At 47.1% G+C, this 20,358-nt stretch carries 20 protein-coding genes; 11 read left to right on the top strand and 9 right to left on the bottom strand.

Features of this window, described 5'->3' with window-relative positions:
• Positions 1–58 precede the first annotated feature (58 nt).
• Positions 59–697 (bottom strand): bifunctional 4-hydroxy-2-oxoglutarate aldolase/2-dehydro-3-deoxy-phosphogluconate aldolase, encoded by a 639-nt coding sequence (locus H6F56_RS25285; RefSeq protein WP_190675071.1) that lies wholly within the window; start codon positions 695–697, stop codon positions 59–61.
• A gap of 141 nt (positions 698–838) precedes the next feature.
• Between H6F56_RS25285 and H6F56_RS26635 the strand changes: the two genes are divergently transcribed.
• Complete coding sequence (locus H6F56_RS26635; protein WP_242032160.1) at positions 839–1,333, top strand: PRC-barrel domain-containing protein; 495 nt, start codon at positions 839–841, stop codon at positions 1,331–1,333.
• Entirely contained in the window at positions 1,323–1,379 is a 57-nt protein-coding gene (locus H6F56_RS27410; RefSeq protein WP_416361012.1) for a hypothetical protein, read from the top strand. Before H6F56_RS26635 ends, H6F56_RS27410 begins: the two co-directional genes overlap by 11 nt.
• Here the strand turns inward: H6F56_RS27410 and H6F56_RS26645 are convergent.
• Positions 1,376–1,615 (bottom strand): hypothetical protein, encoded by a 240-nt coding sequence (locus H6F56_RS26645; protein WP_242032161.1) that lies wholly within the window; start codon positions 1,613–1,615, stop codon positions 1,376–1,378. The genes H6F56_RS27410 and H6F56_RS26645 overlap by 4 nt on opposite strands.
• A 461-nt stretch (positions 1,616–2,076) precedes the next feature.
• Between H6F56_RS26645 and H6F56_RS25295 the strand changes: the two genes are divergently transcribed.
• Positions 2,077–2,958 carry a DUF2382 domain-containing protein gene (locus H6F56_RS25295; RefSeq protein ID WP_190674718.1) on the top strand — a complete coding sequence of 294 codons (882 nt, stop codon included), beginning with the start codon at positions 2,077–2,079 and terminating at the stop codon, positions 2,956–2,958.
• A gap of 125 nt (positions 2,959–3,083) precedes the next feature.
• Positions 3,084–3,968, top strand: a complete 885-nt coding sequence (locus tag H6F56_RS26650) for a YsnF/AvaK domain-containing protein (RefSeq protein WP_190674720.1) — start codon at positions 3,084–3,086, stop codon at positions 3,966–3,968.
• Between the two features lie 511 nt (positions 3,969–4,479).
• Here the strand turns inward: H6F56_RS26650 and purD are convergent.
• Complete coding sequence (purD, locus tag H6F56_RS25305; RefSeq protein WP_190674723.1) at positions 4,480–5,766, bottom strand: phosphoribosylamine--glycine ligase; 1,287 nt, start codon at positions 5,764–5,766, stop codon at positions 4,480–4,482.
• A 234-nt stretch (positions 5,767–6,000) separates the two neighbouring features.
• On the opposite strand from purD, the gene H6F56_RS25310 reads away from it, so the two are divergent.
• Entirely contained in the window at positions 6,001–6,966 is a 966-nt protein-coding gene (locus H6F56_RS25310) for an NAD-dependent epimerase/dehydratase family protein (protein WP_190674726.1), read from the top strand.
• Between the two features lie 337 nt (positions 6,967–7,303).
• On the opposite strand, the gene H6F56_RS25315 is transcribed toward H6F56_RS25310, so the two are convergent.
• On the bottom strand, positions 7,304–8,176 hold the full coding sequence (locus H6F56_RS25315; RefSeq protein WP_242032162.1) for a hypothetical protein: 873 nt from the start codon (positions 8,174–8,176) through the stop codon (positions 7,304–7,306).
• A gap of 663 nt (positions 8,177–8,839) precedes the next feature.
• Here H6F56_RS25315 and H6F56_RS25320 point away from each other — a divergent pair.
• The gene (locus H6F56_RS25320; RefSeq protein ID WP_190674729.1) at positions 8,840–11,605 is read left to right on the top strand and encodes a CHAT domain-containing protein; all 2,766 of its coding nucleotides are present in this window, start codon (positions 8,840–8,842) and stop codon (positions 11,603–11,605) included.
• Positions 11,606–11,912: 307 nt separating this feature from the next.
• On the opposite strand, the gene H6F56_RS25325 is transcribed toward H6F56_RS25320, so the two are convergent.
• From H6F56_RS25325 to H6F56_RS25340, 4 genes are all read right to left on the bottom strand, one after another.
• On the bottom strand, positions 11,913–12,317 hold the full coding sequence (locus H6F56_RS25325) for a hypothetical protein (RefSeq protein WP_190674732.1): 405 nt from the start codon (positions 12,315–12,317) through the stop codon (positions 11,913–11,915).
• 2 nt (positions 12,318–12,319) lie between these two features.
• The gene (locus H6F56_RS25330; protein ID WP_190674735.1) at positions 12,320–12,919 is read right to left on the bottom strand and encodes a hypothetical protein; all 600 of its coding nucleotides are present in this window, start codon (positions 12,917–12,919) and stop codon (positions 12,320–12,322) included.
• A 158-nt stretch (positions 12,920–13,077) separates the two neighbouring features.
• Complete coding sequence (locus tag H6F56_RS25335) at positions 13,078–13,263, bottom strand: hypothetical protein (RefSeq protein WP_190674738.1); 186 nt, start codon at positions 13,261–13,263, stop codon at positions 13,078–13,080.
• A 329-nt stretch (positions 13,264–13,592) separates the two neighbouring features.
• Positions 13,593–13,832, bottom strand: coding sequence for a hypothetical protein (locus H6F56_RS25340; protein ID WP_190674740.1), 240 nt, complete (start codon positions 13,830–13,832; stop codon positions 13,593–13,595).
• A gap of 302 nt (positions 13,833–14,134) precedes the next feature.
• On the opposite strand from H6F56_RS25340, the gene H6F56_RS25345 reads away from it, so the two are divergent.
• Entirely contained in the window at positions 14,135–14,626 is a 492-nt protein-coding gene (locus H6F56_RS25345; RefSeq protein ID WP_190674742.1) for a peptidoglycan-binding domain-containing protein, read from the top strand.
• Between the two features lie 219 nt (positions 14,627–14,845).
• Here the strand turns inward: H6F56_RS25345 and H6F56_RS25350 are convergent, their stop codons facing one another.
• Entirely contained in the window at positions 14,846–16,534 is a 1,689-nt protein-coding gene (locus H6F56_RS25350) for a DUF655 domain-containing protein (protein ID WP_190674747.1), read from the bottom strand.
• Positions 16,535–16,970: 436 nt separating this feature from the next.
• On the opposite strand from H6F56_RS25350, the gene H6F56_RS25355 reads away from it, so the two are divergent.
• The 4 genes from H6F56_RS25355 (at position 16,971) to H6F56_RS25370 (ending at position 20,346) form a co-directional block, all read left to right on the top strand.
• Positions 16,971–17,372: a hypothetical protein gene (locus tag H6F56_RS25355; protein ID WP_190674750.1), complete on the top strand. Its 402-nt coding sequence runs from the start codon at positions 16,971–16,973 to the stop codon at positions 17,370–17,372.
• Between the two features lie 179 nt (positions 17,373–17,551).
• On the top strand, positions 17,552–18,724 hold the full coding sequence (locus tag H6F56_RS25360) for a cysteine desulfurase family protein (RefSeq protein WP_190674753.1): 1,173 nt from the start codon (positions 17,552–17,554) through the stop codon (positions 18,722–18,724).
• A gap of 43 nt (positions 18,725–18,767) precedes the next feature.
• Positions 18,768–19,493, top strand: a complete 726-nt coding sequence (locus H6F56_RS25365; RefSeq protein ID WP_190674756.1) for a DUF1995 family protein — start codon at positions 18,768–18,770, stop codon at positions 19,491–19,493.
• A gap of 121 nt (positions 19,494–19,614) precedes the next feature.
• Positions 19,615–20,346: a metallophosphoesterase family protein gene (locus H6F56_RS25370; RefSeq protein WP_309236643.1), complete on the top strand. Its 732-nt coding sequence runs from the start codon at positions 19,615–19,617 to the stop codon at positions 20,344–20,346.
• Positions 20,347–20,358: the final 12 nt, after the last annotated feature.

The following is a 20,358-nucleotide window of genomic DNA, read 5'->3' on the forward strand; positions in this document are numbered from 1 at the left end:
GGCAAGCTATCTTCTAAAATTATCAGCGATCCATTATTAATTAGCAATTAGCAGACCGCTAGTCGCTCTTTAAGCTTTGCAAAAGGTTATCCGCTCGTTGTGCGATCGCCTCCCAATCTCGCGCCTCTACCCATTGCTTGGGAAATAAATCGCCGGCTAAACCCACCGCCACCGCACCGGCTTCGATAAATTCCCTGGCATTCTCTAAGGTGACGCCGCCGGTAGGAATCAGGGGAATGTTGCCCAGTGGTGCTTGCAAGCTTTTAATATAGCCGGCACCCCCCACCACTGAAATGGGAAACACTTTCACCGCATCGGCACCGGCTTGCCAACCCCTGACAATTTCTGTGGGGGAAAGTGCTCCCGGCACAATCGGGATGCCGGCTGCAACTGCTGCGTGAATCATCGTCTCTTCTGTGTGGGGAGTGAATAAAAATTGAGCGCCGGCTGCGATCGCTTCTTTTAACTGAGCGAGGGTTAATAGGGTGCCGGTGCCGATCGTACATCCAGGCAACTCAGCTCGCAATTGGGTGATCAGTGTGCCGGCGCGATCGCTATTCCAAGTTATTTCAATTAAACGCATCCCGCCGGCGGCAACCGCCTTAGCCAACTGGAAACCCAATTCCATTTGGGGGGAACGAACCACCGCAATAGCGCGATGCTCTTGCAACAAAGTTAACCAAGGAGAATCGAATATGTTCACAATTTGCGATAGACTCAGTTTTTCGCGAGCGATCTTTTAAAATATCACCCTGCTAAATCAGTCTCTAGGGAGAGCAAGTTGGGGCGCTCAAACTTTTATATTTTTCTTATATTAATAATTTGCGGGGATAACAGCATGGCTCTGGTCAAACTGGAAGACTTTTATCCCAACTATCGCCAAAAAGTTTTAGGCGGCAAAGATATTCAAACCTTTGATGTATATGCGGGTCAGACGGATGAAAAAATCGGCACCGTTTTCGATGATGTCGTCGATCTAACAGGCCGGTTCCGCTATCTGGTAATTGATACAAGCAATTGGGGGATTCAGAAAAAAGTTTTGATACCCATTGGCTGCTGCCGGCTCGACAATCGCACACGACGCGTTTATGCCCTAGGTATTCTTAACAAAAAGCACATAAAAGAATTACCAGAGTATGCGGATGGGGTAACCGTTGATTACAATTATGAAGAGTACCCAAATCAAGTCACACTCCCTCTAGAGAATCCCCCCAAATCTCAGGGCAATCAACCCACTCTTCCTCCCGAAAAAATAGATCGGCCTCCCTCTGTAACTCAATCAGCCGGAACATCAAACGTTTCACCTCTACGAAGAACGCCTGATTACCAATAAATCTCGCCATCAGACAGGGGAGATTGTGATTGGCAAGCGGGTTTAAGCCAAAATCGTTGAAGTTTCAGTGCCGGTTGAAAAAGAGCGAATTGTAATTGAAAGAACAACTCCAGCCGATTCCGCCCGCGTGATGCCGGCGCATGAACTTGCTTTCCGCGCGGGGAAGTTATCGGCATCAAAATTGATAAAGAAACCGCTGATATTCACAAAGAATTCTTTGTGCGAGAACAAGTCATCATTATTAAAAAGAAGTTGCTCGCCACACAGTAGACGCCACAGCAACCTTGCGGCGAGAAGAGTTAGAAGTTAATCGTGAAAGCTTGCGTGCCGGTGAAGAAAAACCACAAGTGCTTTAATACCTCCAAGCGGGCTGCGCTTTCAAGTAATCATATCTGCTGACTGAATTAAACTTAAATACTAAAATTAGCCTGATCTCATTCAAAAGACTGAGACACATAGCTTTTCATGATCCTACAAAGCGTCTAGCGTTTTGTGAGTTTAACTACTATAACCTGATCTGTTTATGAAATGTTGTGGGATTTCAGTTAGCTGGAATGCCTATTTTGTGGTGAAATCGATTAAATTTTTTTTAAATTGTGGTTTATATTTCTTAATATTTATCGTGCTACTTTAGGAGGATAGCTAACAATTCTTAATTTTTAACCTTTCTTACCTTAGGGAGATAACTAATTCTGGGTAGTTTCCTAAGATAGTAAGCGTAGATACAAAAGGAAAAAAAAGTTATGGCTCTTGTAAAACTAGAAGATTTTTACCCCAATTACAGAGACGAGATTTTTGGCGGCGATGATATTAAAGGTTTAGATGTCTACGCCGGCACCTCTGAAGAAAAGATTGGCACCGTCCATGATGCGTTAGTAGATGAGTCAGGACGCTTCCGCTATTTAGTTCTCGATACAGGTTTCTGGGTGTTTGGCAAGAAAGTGTTGCTACCTATCGGTTCTTGCCGCATTGATTATGATGCACGGCGAGTTTACGCCACCAATCTGCTGAACAAAGAACAAGCAGAAAGACTACCTGCTTACGACGAATTACAACCCATTGATTACGATCACGAAGAGCAAGTCAGAGACGTTTATCGCGCCCCCGCCACAACTGCCGGTGCGACTGCCGTTCAACCGACTGCCAACACCGCTGATCGCGACACCTATACCTATGATCGCGAACCGACTCTCTACAACATGAACGAGCGCGATCATTCAACCTTAAGACTCTACGAAGAACGCCTGATCGCCAACAAAACTCGTCAAAAAACTGGTGAAGTTACAGTTGGCAAGCGCATTGAAACCGAAACAGCACGCGCTTCTGTACCCATCGAAAAAGAGCGTGTGGTGATTGAGCGGACATCAGGGACAAGCGGCACTCCTGTTGCTCCTGGCGACGCTAACTTCCAAGCTGGAGAAGTCGCACGCTTGGAAGTTTACGAAGAAACACCAGACATTCACAAAGAAGCCTTTGTGCGGGAAGAAGTCGGTGTTCGTAAGGAAATTGCGCGTGAAACCATTGATGCTGAAGAAACCTTACGTCGTGAAGAGTTAGATGTTCACACGGAAGGCCGTCCGATAGTGGACACACGACCTGAAGATTCCACCAATCGCCGCATTTAAATAGCGCTTTCCCAGACATAGGGTAAGGCTGTTATTTAGCTGAACTCAGGAATTAACAACCGCGCAGGCGGAGCGCATTTTAGCTCTGCCTGTGCTTTTCAATAAAAACTAAGGAAACAAGAAAAATGGTAAATCAAGCTTCAGACAGCCGGTCTCAACAACCCCCAACCAATGCTCGACTTAAGAGTATGGTAGAAAAGCTGACAACTCAGTTAACGAATTTGGCTGTAAGAGACAATCAAGGACTATTGGTGGGGCAAATAAAAAATGTTGATCTCGCTCCCAGTGGCCAAATTAATTTAGTGGTTGTTGATCGCACGACTCAGCAAAGTTCTCGCTTGTTTCTGTTAAATAGCAAGCTTATCCAATATATTGATTATGCGAATAAATCAGTCTTTATAAACCTTACTCCCAATCAAATCGAACAACTACCTGAATATAGAACACTTCAGACACCACAAGTCACTCCTTCAGACCTTCCACCTAGACCCATTGATCGGGCACCAGAATCTTCTGAAACTGCACAACTTCACATGAAAACTCAAAGCACAAATGAATATTTAATGCATGAGTCTGACAGTTCACCAGAAGTTGTGGCAGAACACGAAATTCGCTTGCTAGAAGAGCGACTGGTTATTGATCGCAGCAGACAAAAAATTGGCGAAGTCATTGTTCGCAAAGAAGTTGAAACTCGGATAGTTGAGGTTCCCGTTCGACGTGAGAAACTCATTATTGAACAAGTTGGACCTGAACATAAACAACTCGCAGAAATTGATTTAGGGCAAGGAGAAGTGACCGGCGTCGAGTTGCTTGACGGCGCGGTTTCTGACGCTCACCCCGTTATAAAAGGTGAATTTAATTCTCCGGAAGTTGCCAGTAAAATTTTAAAAGCAATTGCCGACCGGCCTAATCACGGGTGCGCGAAAGTGCGAATAGAAATTGTGATGGAAGATGCAGAACTTCTGCCAACTTACCAGCAGTGGTTAACTCGCTATTCCGATAACGCTTAAACTTGCCCTCACCCTCACCTTTGCCGGCTCTGTTTAGCTCAACGATTCCAATCAGCGAATTAGCACTAGGCTGGCAATTGCAGGGAAGCGCAAGTTTTGCATTTTCTTCTGGCAAACTTGAATTTGGTTTGCCCACAGCGCCTAGTGAGCGGTTTCTTCCCTTCCTTAAGGGTGCGATTGCCTGTACCGAAAAACAAAAAACGCCCAACAACTGGGCGTATCCATCAGGGTGCATCTATGTTTTTAGTCTAACCCCTCAGGGGTGTAACCCAGCAGGCTTCGTCAAAAATTTACGTTAGTATGAAATCTTCGTAAATTACAAGCCGGCACAGGTTTATCGTAGCCAAGCCAAAAGCCGAAAATAAAAAACGCCCAAAACTGGGCGCGTCCATCAGGGTGCATCTACATGAATTCAATTTAGCATCTGGGGGGTATCACCCCTCACTTGCTTAACAAAACTTTACAATCAGGGGGGCAGATGAGGGATTCTCTGCATTTCTTCCATTCTTCCCTAGCCCCTAGCCTCTCTGACTCGATAGCCAATATCGCGGCGGTAGTACCGACCTTCAAATTGAATGCCCTCCACAGCCGCGTAAGCACGGGCAAAGGCATCGTCAAAGGTTTCGCCCGTAGCAGTGACATTCAAAACCCGCCCGCCATCTGTTTGGACTTCATTGTTGTTGAGTCGAGTGCCGGCATGGAAAACCGTCGCGCCTTGGGCTTGCGCGCTATCAATGCCGGTAATCAAGTCACCTTTTTGGTAATTGCCAGGATAACCGCCTGCCGCCATCACCACACAGGCAGATGCCCCCGGCTTCCAGCGCACCGGCACCTGATCAAGTTGCTGCTTAGCGCACGCCAGCATCAAATCTTCCACCGGCGTCTCTAGCAGGGGCAAAATTACTTGGGTTTCCGGATCACCAAACCGGCAGTTAAATTCCAGCACCTTAATCTGGCCGGCATTTGTAATCATTAAGCCGGCATACAGCACCCCCCGGTAGTCAATTCCCCGTGCTTGCAGCGTCGCGATTGCCGGCTGCAAAACTTGCTGCTGAATTTGCTCCATTAATTCTGGCGTCACCAGGGGTGCCGGTGCATAGGCTCCCATACCGCCCGTATTTGGCCCCGTATCGCCCTCGCCAACCGCTTTATGATCTTGAGCCGGCAGCAAAGGAACCACGGTTTTGCCATCCGTCAGCGCCAAAACCGAAACCTCTTGTCCCGCCAAAAATTCTTCAATCACCAAACATTCGCCGGCAAGCCCAAACTGACCACTAAATGACTGCTCAATCGCCGCCTGAGCCTCCTCAATCGTCGCCGCAACCGTCACCCCCTTGCCGGCAGCCAGTCCATCTGCCTTCACCACAATCGGCGCTCCCCGCTCAGCGACGTAAGCAAAAGCCGCCTCGGTTTCCTCATCCGTAAACACCGCCGACTGTGCCGTAGGAATTCCAGCCTCCAGCATCAAATTCTTCGCCCAAGATTTGCTCGCCTCAATCTGAGCGCCGGCTTGGCAAGGGCCAAACACCGTCAAATTTTGCTGCTGAAGATAGTCAGTAATTCCCATTGCCAGGGGCAGTTCTGGGCCAATCACCACCAAGGAAACGTCATGTTCCAAAGCAGCGCGTTTAATTCCCTCAAAATCATCAACCGTCAAGGGCAAATTTATACAGCGATCCATCGTCGCCGTGCCCCCATTTCCCGGAACACAAACCACTTGCTGAACTTGCGATCCTTGCAGTAGTTTCCAAGCGAGAGCGTGTTCGCGCCCCCCATTGCCAACAATCAAAACCTTCACGTTAGTCCTCTGCCCGATCAATTTAAGCCGCCAAGCTTGCGCCGCAGGCCGTTGCACTCTATCATCCTATGCCATTGCTGATTTCTGCATACACTCCTAGTAACAGTTCTTTGGCGCTTCGTGTTTGGCTGCAATTTTTTATGAAAAAGTGATAAATTCTCCCAATCTCTCTCTGCCAATCTTTCATTCTCAAGCGCTACCCTGCACCTTCAATACAAAATGGTTTTAAGGTCTATGACTACAAGTATCGTGACTGGCGCTGCTGGTTTTATCGGCTCTCATCTTGCTGAAACCCTGCTGAATCGCGGTGAGCGGGTAATCGGAATCGATTGCTTCACCGATTACTATGACCCAACCTTAAAGCGCAAAAATATCGCTTACTTAGAAACTCACCCAAATTTTGAATTAATTGAAGGCGATATTCAAACATTGCCTTGGCCGGCACTGTTGTATGATGCCGAAGTCATTTACCATCAAGCAGCCCAAGCCGGTGTTCGTGCCAGTTGGGGTGAAGGTTTCCGCCTCTACACCGAGCGCAATATTAACGCCACACAAGTGATGCTAGAGGCGGCGAAGGACGCAAAACGCCTAAAACGGTTTGTATTTGCTTCGAGTTCTTCGGTGTATGGAAATGCGGAAACAATGCCAACCAGTGAAGCCGCTTGTCCTCAGCCGGTTTCCCCTTACGGCATTACCAAATTAGCCGCTGAACGTTTGTGCTGGCTATATTACAAAAACTTTGGTGTGCCCACTTGTGCCCTGCGTTACTTCACCGTTTATGGCCCCCGCCAGCGCCCAGATATGGCATTTCATAAATTTTTCAAAGCGGTTTTAGAAGGAGAAGCCATTGCCATTTATGGAGATGGCCGGCAAACGCGAGATTTTACCTTTGTCAGCGATGCCATTGCCGCGAATTTAGCCGCAGCCACCGCGCCGGCAGCCATTGGAGAAGTCTTCAATATCGGCGGCGGCAGTCGAGTTGCCTTAACAGAAATTATCGACACTATCGAACAAATTGTCGGTTGTCCAATTCGCCGAAATTATGCAGAATCAGCGATGGGCGATGCACGTCATACCAGCGCCGATGTCTCCAAAGCCCAGCAAATTCTTAACTATCAACCAAAAGTCTCCTTGTTTGAAGGTTTAACCCACGAATGGCAGTGGATTCAAGGATTGTACACATACTGCTCACATCCTTAAAAAACGCACAGCAACGCAGATAATTTTGGATTCTATCTGCGTTGCTGTGCGTATATCTATGCCTATGCCTACGGCACGCTGCGCTATCATCTGCGGTTAAAAAATTAATTAAAATTCCATTTCATCTCATAGCGAAAGCAGCCGATCCCCGGCTTCGATGTCCTAAAATAGGCGAATTTTAGAAAGGTTAATTACGCACCTATGGGGCAAATTTATGTGAAAAAAGCAAGGAGAGAACAGGCAAAAATCAGAATTAAAAATTTTTAATTTTGCCTTTTTCTCTGCGCTTATACGCCCTAAAATAGCTCAATTATCGTTGACATTTCTGGGTGCTAACCTACCAGTGAGCTTGAGGGCCGGCCCAAACATTACTAACAGTGCGGCCAAAAATTACGGGTTGATCGTCCTTCGCCGACACCGTTTCACCGCTGATATCCACCGCCCACAAAGGCCACTGTAGACTTCCCATATTACCGGCACGAAATAGCGCTCGATTGGGGTAGGTTTGACTCCAGCCTAATAAAACGGCATTCGTGTAATTAATTTGGCTAGGTGCAAGGGTGCTGATGCGATTGAGATGCCGGTCCCAAACCACCGCGTAGTCGGAAGCATCAGAGGTGCTAAACATCGCCTCAAATTCCCGCGCCAGAATGCGATCACCGGCAGGCGACCAAGCAATTGGAATTAAAATCGCCACACTTCCCGGCAAATCTGCTCCATCACTATCAGAAAATGGATGAGCAGCCAAGGGAGAATCAGCCATAATCGTGTGCAAATCTCCTGTTTGCAGATTTTCTACAAACATCACACTGCTAACATGACTGCGAAACAGTTCGGGCTGTACTTGCATTTGGATGCGACTATAAGCCGCATACTTTCCATCAGGAGAAATGAGTGATTGCGTACGGTAGTAGCGCAGCCCAAACCCAAGTGTCTTACTCACCTCGGCGTGTGTTGTTAATATCCACGTCCAAGGAACAGGATGAGGACTATTGAGGGGATCAAGCTGCACGGGTGATTGAGTCATAGTCGTAGCCGCGGCAGGGACTTCTTTTATTTCCGTTGTTTCGGAAGGTAAGATCGTTGCTCCCGCAGCCCCATCTAGGGTCGATACGCTTACAGCCACCACCGGCAAAGTCATCAGCAAAATAGTTAGAAATCGGCTAGCTCGTTTTTGGAACCAGCCAGATGGGACTATGCGGTTAAACATTTAGCTAGGTTTATATAGGGCGTCGGTGGTGTGAGGAGCAACGCCAAGGAGGGCATCCTTTATTTCTACCTATCTTTAATAAGGTTATCCGGTCTGAGCCGATTGTTAATAAAACTGTTAAGATACTTAACTTTTAAGGGTTTCAAGCTTCCAGTTTTTCTTTTTTGATGGGAATTTTTTAGGCAAAAAAGTGATTCCAATCTTGACAGTGATCGTAAATATCCTGTCTGCCAACCCAAATTTTTGAGTGTAGTGTTTAGAAAAAAGACCTGAGTTTAAAGCGTAAGCCAGGGTTTTGTAATACACTCGCAGCTTTTGGCTGGAGTGCGCCGGTTTTTAAGAGCCGGTAATAGGATTGAGGAGAGATGGGATCGGTTTCCTAGGTAATTGGTATTAAATCTCTACAACTACAATAACGGCGGCACAACAGAGAAAATCAAATCAATAACTCATACCCAATCCCGTTATAATCGGGTTCAGAGAAAGCCAAAAAATATTGCGTTCTTCCACAAGAGAGGAGAGAGGAGCGCAAAAATCTCATGGCATCGCGCTTTGGCACAATTACACTAATGATTGTTCCTGAAGAAGTTGAATAGATTTTTACATAACCTCCCCAACATGGGAGCTATATGTAAACAGTTCACTAAGCCACTGATTGAGACTATGCATCCTCATCTACATCGCCTTAGCATTATTACTGCAACCTTGCTCATCTCTTTGAGTTGTCCGTTACCAGTGGTGAGGAATACTTGGGGAAGTGGTGCTGCATTGGCACAGGCGCAGACAAGAGAACAACGCCGAGATGAGGCATTGCGACTGAATCAAGTAGGTCTTCAGCAGTTAAATCAAGGTCAGTTTCGAGAAGCTTTGGAGACGTTTCAAAGAGTTTTAGTGATTGTCAGAGAAATTGGGGAGCGCCAAGGTGAAGGTGCAACGCTCAACAATATTGGGGAAGTTCACCGCAACCTAGGACAGTACCCCAAAGCCTTGGAGTATTATCAACAAGCCTTAGCCATTGCCAAAGAAATTGGTAATAAGGCAGTGGAAGGTACGACACTCAGCAATATTGGGTCAGTTTACGACAACCTAGGACAGTACCCCAAAGCCTTGGAGTATTATCAACAAGCCTTAGCTATTCACCAAGAAATTGATAATAAGGCAGGGGAAGGTAGAACGCTCAACAATATTGGGTCAGTTTACGACAACCTAGGACAGTACCCCAAAGCCTTGGAGTATTATCAACAAGCCTTAGCCATTGCCAGAGAAATTGGTAATAAGGCAACAGAAGGTGCAACGCTCAACAATATTGGTGCAGTTCACCGCAACCTAGGACAGTATCCTAAAGCCTTGGAGTATTATCAACAATCTTTAGCTATTCGCAAAGAAATTGGTAACAAGGCAGGGGAAGGTACGACGCTCAACAATATTGGGGAAGTTCACCGCAACCTAGGACAGTATCCTAAAGCCTTGGAGTATTATCAACAATCTTTAGCTATTCGCAAAGCTATTGGTGACAAGGCAGGGGAGGGTACGACGCTCAACAATATTGGGTCACTTTACGACAGCCTAGGACAGATACACATCAACACTTGGCGGCTCTCTGACAGAAGGACGCTCAACAATATTGGGTCACTTTACGACAGCCTAGGACAGTACCCTAAAGCCTTGGAGTCTTATCAACAAGCCTTAGCCATTGCCAGAGAAATTGGTGACAAGGCAGGGGAGGGTACGACGCTCAACAATATTGGGTTAGTTTACGACAGCCTAGGACAGTACCCCCAAGCCTTGGAGTCTTATCAACAAGCCTTAGCCATTCACCAAGAAATTGGTGACAAGGCAGGGGAGGGTACGACGCTCAACAATATTGGGGAAGTTCACCGCAACCTAGGACAGTACCCTAAAGCCTTGGAGTCTTATCAACAAGCTTTAGCGATTCACCAAGAAATTGGTAACAAGGCAGTAGAAGGTATAACGCTCAACAATATTGGATTTGTTTACAATATTCAAGATAAATATTCCCAAGCCGAAACCACCTTATTGGCAGCGATTGAGGTTTGGGAATCTCTCCGAGCGCGAGACTTAAAAGATGACCAAAAAATTTCTATTTTTGAACAGCAAGCTACTACCTACCGCTTTCTGCAACAAGCCTTAGTTGCACAGAATAAATTTGAAGAAGCACTCTTAATTGCTGAACGCAGTCGCGGTCGTGCTTTAGTTGAGTTATTAGACTCCAAGCTCTCACAAAACCCCAACAATCAACCCACTATCAAATCCCCAACTCTTCCAGAAATTCAGCAAATTGCTTCCCAGCAAAATGCTACCCTTGTTCAATACTCAGTTATTGATGAACCATACCAAATTCAAGGAAAACAAGAATGGCAATCAAAACTCTACATTTGGGTCATTAAACCCACAGGTGAAATTGCCTACAAGCAAGTAGACCTGAAAAAATTATTAAACACCTCCCTACAAGACCTCGTTACCACCAGCCGTGATGCGATAGGTGTCAGGGGTCTCGGTATTGTTGATGCAACTGTTGTTAATCCCCAACCTGACAACTCAACCGAGAAGTTACAGCAACTCCACAAAATCCTCATCACACCTATTGCCGAATTACTCCCAAAAAACCCTGATGAGCGAGTCATCTTCATCCCGCAAGAATCGCTGTTTCTCGTCCCCTTCCCCGCACTGCAAGACGAGCAAGGCAAATACTTAATTGAAAAACATACCATCCTCACCGCACCGGCTATTCAAGTTTTAGACTTAACCCACAAGCAGAAGCACAGTGCTCAAAGGTCAGTCAAAGATGTGCTAGTTGTGGGCAATCCTACCATGCCCAAAATTAAAATTGGAGAAGTAGTTACAACCTTAAACCCTCTCCCTGGTGCGGAAAGGGAAGCGATTCAAATTGCCAAACTCTTCAACACCGAAGCACTCATCGGTAGCAAAGCCACCAAAACAATGGTGATGGAGAAAATGCAACAAGCACGCATCATTCATCTGGCTACTCACGGCTTACTGGATGATTTTAAAGGATTCGGTGTACCGGGAGCCATTGCGCTTGCGCCTGCCGGCAAACCTGATGATGTGATCGATGGTTTACTCACTGCCGGCGAAATATTTGACATGAAACTGCAAGCTGATTTAGTTGTTCTCAGCGCCTGCGACACCGGACGCGGTGACATTAAAGGCGATGGTGTAGTTGGCTTATCTCGCTCTTTAATTGCTGCGGGAGTTCCGAGCGTCCTGGTATCGCTGTGGGCAGTTAATGATGATTCTACTGCCTTTTTAATGAATGAATTTTATCGCTATCTGCAACAAAATCCTGACAAAGCTGTTGCTCTACGTCAAGCCATGCTCACCACAATGAAAGAATATCCCAATCCTAAACAATGGGCGGCATTTACGCTGATCGGTGAGGCAAATTGAAGATTTATAAATATATCAATTAATAGCCATACCTAGCAATTTATACCACAATTATCTCAAAGCAAAAATCAGCTTTTCAAGACTTTCCATTGTCTTGCCCCGGCCTTCATTAAAAAGGAGTTACTTCTCTCATTAAAATTTATGTATGTGCCTTTTGATGCATTTTTAACTCCAAATTTGCTAAATTACTGCCGACTTGCTCTCTGAGCTACTTTTAACCCCAAGCTAATGTATCCCTCCCTGACTCTAATCGCAATTCAGAGAGCCGGCAGTCTGCAAAGTTTATACTCAATAAACTTTCAAGTCGCTAATCAATTTTTATCTCAATTATCATGCCTTTAATTTCGGAACTGGGGTAGGAGTCGATATAAGATTTTGCAAGTAGCTTCAACGCTTCAGCGTAGCTAAATGCTGCTGCTAGTTGCTTCCAAGTCGGTGAGCCTTTTAATTTAATTCCGTGCTCTTTAGCAGCCCGCCGGCAGCCATTATAAGAGCCGTAGAGTTTTAGCAGTTCGTCTTTTTCAGTCAGTGCAGGGGCTGCCGACAGCGCGGGAAGTGGAGTTTTTAAATCGGGCGTTTCCTGAACAATTTGCCGCTCCAATTCATTCACAGCAACTTTGGCAACCGTGAAAATGGTTGCCGCATTTTCCAGTTCTTTCTGCTGATTTTCCTTAAGCTGTTCTAGTAAGTCATTAATTCGCTTTCTACCCATGTTTAATCACCTAATAATGAGCGATTTACAGATGCGGGATCAGTATGCATTTGTGGCCGCTCTTTGCGGTCATCCTCAATGCTGGTTTGTGAGGGTAGCTGGGGTAGAGGAGCCGGCTTAATTGTTTCAGGTGGGTTTTCTTCCTTCCACCACGAAACGATTGCGCCAACGGCTCGAAGGAACTTGAAAAATCGGCCTGGAAGGGTCACAAAATCCCACTGTGTCTGAGATTCGCTCTGAACATCAGACACCTCATCAAACACCTGCGTAAGTTCATTCAAATGACTCGACATCTTGCCCATTTCTTGCTCTAGTTGAGAAACAATGAACTGGTTATTGTCAGCTAATTGGTGTTTTTCTAAAGCGAGTTGGTTAATAAACCCATGTAAGCGCTCAACATCAGCTTTGAGGGTGAGCGCAGACTGTTTGTGTTCTTGATTCCGGCGAAGTAATTGAGCGCGGCTGCGGTTGCTGAAAACCAAGGACGCTCTCATTTCCTCGTAAACTTGTCGGGCTTCATCGCTACTAACTTTTTCGATTGTTTTGGGAAAATCGGCGGCTGAGCGAAATCGGGCTGCTGGTTGTTCCGGATTTTTGGGCATGGTAATTGATTGATTTTTAAGTATATAAAAGCTTGTCATTGCTAGATTCAAGCTAACAAGCTAAACATCCCACGTTGCACAGGATTGTTCCATTTAGAGTATTGTCACTAAGCCATGCGGCGATCAAGCTGACTCAGGCGGTGCCGGCAAAGATCGCTTCAAACCATCTCTGGCAGGCGGAATTTGTTGATGCCGGCATAGGGAAGAGGCAGGGAAATGGCAATACAAGCATCGCGGATTTTGCTTAATATTCCCCGGATACCCGCTAAACTACCAGCAGTATGAGAATTGTCATTAGCCGGCTGCAATGGGGCAAGGAACCTGCTCAGAAAAGTTTCAGCCAACGTAACAATTTTTTTGTTATTAAACTTTGAGAGAGCAAAAGCGTCCTCGCTCTTGTCTAAATCAACAGAGTTAAACTTAAGATAATTTTAATAATTAACGATTATTTTAACAATACGAACCTTTTCAAATCTCTACTATCAAAAATTGAATGATTTTCTATAACCCGCCTAAATCGGTTGTCAGATTTCTAGCGGGCAATATGCCCGCACACCAAGCTTTTGGGGGTGATGATCATTAATCAATCACAAAGTAGGGCTATATTCAGGCGATAGAAATGTTTTTTACCGCCCAATTATTTGTGATTTGACAAAAGTGTAGCTTGCTACAGCTAGCGTAATTCTTCAATTTCACGCAGTAACGCTTCGTCAGAATAAGATTTTTCCCACTCACCTTGAAGCTCAAGCCGCACTGATTGAGAACCCCCACTCGGCGTACAGACAACCCAGTAGACATCGTCTTTTCCTTTTACTTGAGCTGCGGCGCGGTTTTCTGACTCATCTGACAAACCCGAAAACGCCTGAACGCACGTCCAAGTGACGCCTTTAGTGTCTGTAATTTCTCGCGGCATGGCGATTCTCCCTTCTGGTCACATCTTTACACCTTAACTATTTTCGCGCGTTGTTACACCCATAGCGCACTCCGCAAGGGTGATCCAAGTAACTCAACACTGGCATCTCTAAGTATTTCAAAACCTGGGAATTTAGCGGCGTATCACTTTACTGTTGCATCTTCCCCATCGCCCTCATCCCTATGGGTGAACTCACCGGAGGATTGTCAAACCCTCCAAACTGATGACTGCTTGGGCGATGGTGACGGGGGGTGTTGCCCCCTAATCTAGGAAGTGTAGAGATTCAACCCACCCAAACAACTATGCAACTCACTGATAAGCAACTTTCTTCTACCCAAGCTACCGCTCAACTGAACAAGCCTCTCCTGGTACTCGGATCAAAAGGCGACGCCGTTATAGAACTGCAAAAGCTCCTTAATCACTGGGGTTACTGCCCTGTGGTTGATGGGAGCTTTGGGCCGGCAACCTTAGAATTTGTGAAAGCCTTTCAGCGTCGCGTCTTCCTCCAACCCGATGGCATTGTTGGGAATTTAACCTGGCAAGCGCTTTACACCGGCGCTCCTATTAATATGCCGGTTTTACAACGGGGAAGCAAAGGTCAAGCAGTCATGACAGTTCAGGAAACCCTGCAAATTATTGGCCAATACACGGGCCTGATTGACGGTGATTTTGGCCCCATGACTGACAGCGCCGTTCGCAATTTCCAAGCAAATGCCGGTTTAGTCGCTGATGGCATTGTTGGTTCAAGGACGTGGTATGCCTTGAGCAAAGTTTTCGCACCAATCGGGTGCTAAATAGCCAGCTATCGAACTTCAGCAGGGGTGAACAACCTCCCTGCTGAGGCTCGTTGGGCTTTACCGTTAGCAGCTAAGAAAACTATCTCAATTTCCTGTAATTTGTGAATCATCATTATTCGTAAAAGCTTGGAATGCCGGCATCTTGCTTGCTAAGAATATGACAACCGATTTAGTAGGATTGCTAGAGTTTAAAATGCCAGCTTAGTGTTGGTCAGCTTACCAAGTAACGCGATCTCGTAACTTCTCTAACATTTTTGGGCCGACTCCTGGCACGCGATCTAAATCTTCAACCGATGTAAAGGGTTTTTGCTGCCGCGCCGCGACGATCTGCTGAGCTAATTTTGGCCCCACTCCTGGCAGTGCCTCTAATTCTTGCTGAGTGGCGGTGTTGAGATTGATTCGCTGTTCAGTTTGAGTCTTGTCTTGCCGGCTAATAGCCGGTGGAGAACCCAAAGGAACCGGCTTACCTTTTGAAGAATTTTGGGAGGCTACAGCCGGCACACACTGTTGCTGTAGCGCCTGCACTCTTCGCTGAATCATCACCGGCACCCCCAATTGAGCACCCGTATAAAGGCGTTCAAATTCCCGCTTAAAATGGGCGGCAACTGCCGGACTTTGAACCACCAACACCGTTTCATCGTTGCCGGTGTTCGCCACATCACTCCAATTATGCGAGCCGGCTATTGTCGTTTTATCATCCACAACAGCAAATTTGTGATGCAACAAATCTCCAGGCGGCAGCATGGGCACCCCGACCGTTGTAATGGGATTTTGCCAGGGCCGATTGTTGGGTTCATATTTGCAATTGTCACCCAGAGCCACCCCCATCATATCCAATCCCTCGCTATAACTTCTATAAGCAAAACTCGAATCAATTAACGCTCGAACTTCGACGCCTTGCTGATGGGAAGCTTCAATAATATTGGCAAGTTGCTGTTCAGAAAATACAAACAAAGCCAGATTAATCGATTGACTTGCCGCACCTAATGTTTGGCCGATAAATCCATTAGGACTTTGGTTCCAAGTGACGCTTTTAGAGACGGGAGAAAATTGCACCGTAACAGCAGTTTGACCTAATTGAACTTGTCGGGCCGGTCGAAACGGTTTTTTCACCCCAAATTTACTATCTAATTTACCTGCCGGCCCATCGCCCCACATCAAATTAAATTCTTGAGTAAATAAAGCAGCCACCTCAGAACTATCAATTTTTAGTAAATTATTAGCATTGCCTCGACTATCAGCCGATTTAAAATCCCCATGAATATCACTACTCGTAAAATTCGCTGAAGTAAGAATGACTGCTGCACCATCAACGATCACAAATTTGTGATGCATCAGATTGCTGCCTTTCGATCCGTCGGCTGTATCATCAATGATCGCGACGCCGGCATCACGTAATACAACTAAAGCATCTCTTTGTTTAATTTCATCTGGACTTAGCTCATTATCGCCGTTGATATCTACTAAACGCCGAAATTCGCTGTAGCGATCACTCTCTCGTTCCGACAGTTCTTTAACTTCCGCAGGTTTGAACGTACTCCAAGGCCGGCTGTAGGTATTTTCCAGAATTAATCTCACCTTCACCCCAGCTTTGTGGCGTTCAACAATCGCTTTTGCAATTTCAGGTAAGCGCAACTCCTGAACCGCAACATCCAGCGTCAAACGGGCACTGGCAATGGTATCAACAATTAACCCTTCTAAATCATCACCCGCACGTTGGTAATGCCGGTAAGGCTCAGTATACTCAGCCGTTTGAGAGTGATTGAAATAGACCTGAACAAAAGCATCTTGCGGCAGAGGTGCCAGTCGCTGCGGTTGGGGCTGCCGATCTTTACAAGCAGCGAGAGTCAGTGCCAGCACCAAGGCATAGCTTAAATGCCGATGAGTTGGGGAAAATATCCGCACAGGCCGTATTGATTTTAGATTGAGATTTTCCAAAAAGTAAAACTCATAAACTTTATAATATGATGAGCTTTCACTTTTTGGGGAAATTTATTTAACGAAATTATTAATCAACCGAATTTTCTATCAGACAATCATCGGTTAGCACTGGCAACGAATTTTTAAATAATAGCGTTAACAAAATAGCCGCAATCTGCCAACCAGAAGGCTTTTACTAGGCTTCACAAAAGTTCGTGATTCCCACTTCCCCACACCCAACGAAAAAGATTTTTCAACATAACAGCGATTGAAAAGTTAAAGTAAGATCAAACTTATGAAGTATGAACTCTCAGCGATGGGGCAGATTGCACGTCTTGTCCAGCTGTCTTGATGACCCCAAGTGTCTTTAGAGCAGCGGCAATTTTACAGGTGTGTGGGTCTGAACCAACACCACTGTTTTATGCCAAGAAGAAAGAAGACATTTCTGTGTGGACATCAGGGGTATGGTCAAGTGTGTCATCGGTGCGCCCAAGTACGGACGGCACGGGAAAAACATGACCGAGCACGTGCGGAAAAACAAGAAAGAAAACAGGAGTGGGAGGCGTCATTTGCCGAAGATCCCATCGATCTGAGAAACCTGCCTGACCATGTGGTGGTTAAGGCACGCGCTATCATCGCCGGCTTGATGACCTGCCGAAATTATAGAGAATTTGGGGGCAAGCGCCTGCGCCATGATCGCTTCATCATCAGTATCCCTGTAACCCGCAACTACCGGATGTTATGCCGAGACTGCGGGACTTTTTTGGTTCCCGAAAAAGTGCTTTCTCACGAAGAGTACAACGTCTGTAAGCCGGGAAGGTAGGGGAATTGGGGATGGGGCAAGGCTGCGCCAACCTAAAGGTATGGGCATCGGGCACTAAGAACTCAGCACTCACACCGGCTGCCTCTGATTTATTGAGAAAGTAGCCTCACCGGCTCTAGCAGCTATATGCTGAAAAAGAGGCAGTCTGCAGCCCTCGCATTCTATCGCGCTTAGAAATCATGCAAATTTATTTGGATTACAGCGCCACCACCCCGCCGCGCCCAGAGGCGATCGTCGCGATGCAAAATGCCCTGACTCAGCAGTGGGGCAATCCTTCCAGCATCCACGAGTGGGGGCAAAGAGCCGCAACAGTGGTGGAGATGGCCAGAAGCCAAGTGGCCGGCCTGCTGAATGCGCCTTCCCCAGATTCAATCATTTTTACTTCTGGCGGCACAGAGGCCAACAATTTGGCGATTTTGGGGGTTGCCAGACGCTACAAAACGCCTCAACATCTGATTATTTCCAGCGTAGAGCATTCAGCGGTGACGGCACCGGCAGCTTTATTAGAGCAGTCGGGGTGGCAAGTGACCCGACTGCCGGTGGATGCTCAAGGACGCATCGATCCGAGCGATTTAAAAGATGCTCTGCGACCGAATACTGTTTTGGTGTCCGTGATCTATGGGCAAAGCGAAGTGGGAACGCTGCAACCGATTCAGGTGCTAGGCGATATCACCCGCGCTCACGGGGCGCTGTTTCACACCGATGCGGTTCAGGTTGCCGGTCGCCTGCCGATGGATGTGAAACAATTGCCGGTAGATCTACTATCGCTTTCCAGCCATAAAATTTATGGCCCTCAAGGAGCCGGTGCGCTTTATGTCCGCGCCGGCGTTGAGTTAGTGCCGTTACTAAGCGGGGGCGGCCAAGAATTTATGCTGCGCTCTGGAACCCAAGCAGTGCCGGCTATTGCGGGATTTGGCATAGCGGCTGAGCTGGCGCAGCAAGAAATGACGGCGGAGATTCCCCGGCTAATCCAGTTGCGTGATCGCTTGTTTGACCAAATGGCGGGGACTGCCGGCCTTGTGCCCACCGGCCACCGTTGGCACCGGCTACCCCACCACGTTAGTTTTTGCCTCACCAACACTTGCACCTCAGAACCGATCACCGGCAGAACGCTTGTTCGCCAGATGAACATGGCCGGCATTGCCATCAGTTCTGGCTCGGCTTGTAGCAGCGGCAAACTCAACCCCAGCCCTGTCCTGCTAGCAATGGGATACAGCGAGCCGGCTGCCACCGCTGCCATCCGCCTCACCCTAGGACGAGAGACAACAGAAGCAGATGTGGACTGGACGGCAATGGCACTTAAGCAAGTTCTGGAACGGCTGATGCCAGTAAAATTGGCTGTTAGCTGTTAGGCATCACTCCTAACCAATCAACCCCAACATTAAATAGATTAAGATGGCTGCAATTCCCAAGGATTTAGATGAAGCGATCGCCCAAGCGCAAGCCGCGACGAAAGCCGCAATCGCTGATGGCCTCCGCCGGCTGCAAGTTGAAATCGTGATTCCCGAACTTAAAGTCCAGCCCATTGCTGAAAAATTTATCCCGGCGCTGACAGAAGATTATGGTGAGCATCTGAAAGTTTATTTCCCTGATGCCGGTGCCGCCGCCCTAGCCCGTCGGGACTGGGGAGAGACGCCTTTTGTCGTTCGCGGCATGAGCGAAATGAAAGGGCAAATACAACCCGATGACGAAGCGTTCCTGTTTGTGGAGCCTTCCTCGGTCGAGGTGAACGAACTTGAGAAAATGTGCCTAGAAGCCGGTGATCGCCCGGTTGTGCTGTTGCTGCCTCGGATGGAAAATATAGCAGTGATCGGCATTGGTGTTGCGGGGCGCAACCTCAGAGAGCGTTTCCTCAACTCGCTGGAGTCTTGTTATTACATTAGACCCCTAGACGGAGCCACCCTATTCCGCTGTTATCCTTCCCCTTGGCAGGTTTGGCTGGAAGTCGGTGAGACTTTCGAGCTGGTTTCTGAGACAGCCACCAAGCCAATGGGAGATGCCTTAGAGCAAATTCTGGCCAAAGCTACTGGCTCACCAGACTCGCCAGAACAACCACCCCAACCAAAACGTCAAGATTTTCTCTCAACACTTAAGAGTTTTATGCGTGCCCTCACACAGTAGGGAAGCCTACAATTAAATTAAGCTCCAGTTATCGGTTGCGGATTTACTTAGCTGGGGACTGTAGCGTTACCCCGAAGCGCTACCCCCTATTTTTAGCCAGAGACTTTTTTAAATGAGCGAAATAACTCACCGACGCATTTTTATTGGCGATGTACATGGCCATTACGATGGTCTAATGGTTCTGTTGGATGCAATTGCCCCTGGAGCAGACGATCAGGTTTATTTCGTGGGTGATTTGATTGATCGCGGGCCTCAAAGCGCTGATGTTGTGGAGTTTGTGCGACAAAGCGGCTATAAATGCGTTTTGGGCAACCACGAGCAACTGTTACTCGATTCTTTCCCCAATGGACGCCAGAACAATCCGGCTCTGGCGGCATGGCTCTATAGTGGGGGGCGGGCGACGCTGGCAAGTTATGGAAAAGCCGGCATTCCAATGGCTCATTTGGAATGGATGCGGACACTGCCAATTTACCTAGACTTGGGCGATATCTGGTTAGTGCATGCCGGCCTTGCTCCCAATCTCCCTTTGGAAAAACAAACGCCTGAGGACTTTTGCTGGATACGCGATGAATTCCACCGCAGCACTAAACCTTACTTTCCCGATAAACTGATCATCACCGGCCACACGATTACGTTTACCTTACCGGGCGTAGCTGCCGGCGAACTGGCTCAAGGGCCGGGATGGCTCGATATCGACACCGGCGCTTATCATCCCATCAGTGGTTGGTTAACCGGCGTTGACATCACCCATCGAAAAGTTTATCAAGTCAATGTGTTTCAGTACAGTGTCCGCACGTTACCTCTGGATGAAGCGATCACACAGATTCAACCAGAACGGGTACTGATGAAGTGAAACGTTAAGTTC

Origin of the sequence: Microcoleus sp. FACHB-672 (assembly GCF_014695725.1) — a bacterium.
In the GTDB taxonomy this organism is placed as follows: domain Bacteria; phylum Cyanobacteriota; class Cyanobacteriia; order Cyanobacteriales; family Oscillatoriaceae; genus FACHB-68.

Excerpts from the sequence above, each read along its gene's own strand:
- H6F56_RS26635 (WP_242032160.1), top strand. The coding sequence starts at position 839 with ATGGCTCTGGTCAAACTGGAAGACTTTTATCCCAACTATCGCCAAAAA.
- H6F56_RS25295 (WP_190674718.1), top strand. The coding sequence starts at position 2,077 with ATGGCTCTTGTAAAACTAGAAGATTTTTACCCCAATTACAGAGACGAG.
- H6F56_RS26650 (WP_190674720.1), top strand. The coding sequence starts at position 3,084 with ATGGTAAATCAAGCTTCAGACAGCCGGTCTCAACAACCCCCAACCAAT.
- H6F56_RS25310 (WP_190674726.1), top strand. The coding sequence starts at position 6,001 with ATGACTACAAGTATCGTGACTGGCGCTGCTGGTTTTATCGGCTCTCAT.
- H6F56_RS25315 (WP_242032162.1), bottom strand. The coding sequence starts at position 8,176 with ATGTTTAACCGCATAGTCCCATCTGGCTGGTTCCAAAAACGAGCTAGC.
- H6F56_RS25320 (WP_190674729.1), top strand. The coding sequence starts at position 8,840 with ATGCATCCTCATCTACATCGCCTTAGCATTATTACTGCAACCTTGCTC.
- H6F56_RS25325 (WP_190674732.1), bottom strand. The coding sequence starts at position 12,317 with ATGGGTAGAAAGCGAATTAATGACTTACTAGAACAGCTTAAGGAAAAT.
- H6F56_RS25330 (WP_190674735.1), bottom strand. The coding sequence starts at position 12,919 with ATGCCCAAAAATCCGGAACAACCAGCAGCCCGATTTCGCTCAGCCGCC.
- H6F56_RS25340 (WP_190674740.1), bottom strand. The coding sequence starts at position 13,832 with ATGCCGCGAGAAATTACAGACACTAAAGGCGTCACTTGGACGTGCGTT.
- H6F56_RS25345 (WP_190674742.1), top strand. The coding sequence starts at position 14,135 with ATGCAACTCACTGATAAGCAACTTTCTTCTACCCAAGCTACCGCTCAA.
- H6F56_RS25355 (WP_190674750.1), top strand. The coding sequence starts at position 16,971 with ATGCCAAGAAGAAAGAAGACATTTCTGTGTGGACATCAGGGGTATGGT.
- H6F56_RS25360 (WP_190674753.1), top strand. The coding sequence starts at position 17,552 with ATGCAAATTTATTTGGATTACAGCGCCACCACCCCGCCGCGCCCAGAG.
- H6F56_RS25365 (WP_190674756.1), top strand. The coding sequence starts at position 18,768 with ATGGCTGCAATTCCCAAGGATTTAGATGAAGCGATCGCCCAAGCGCAA.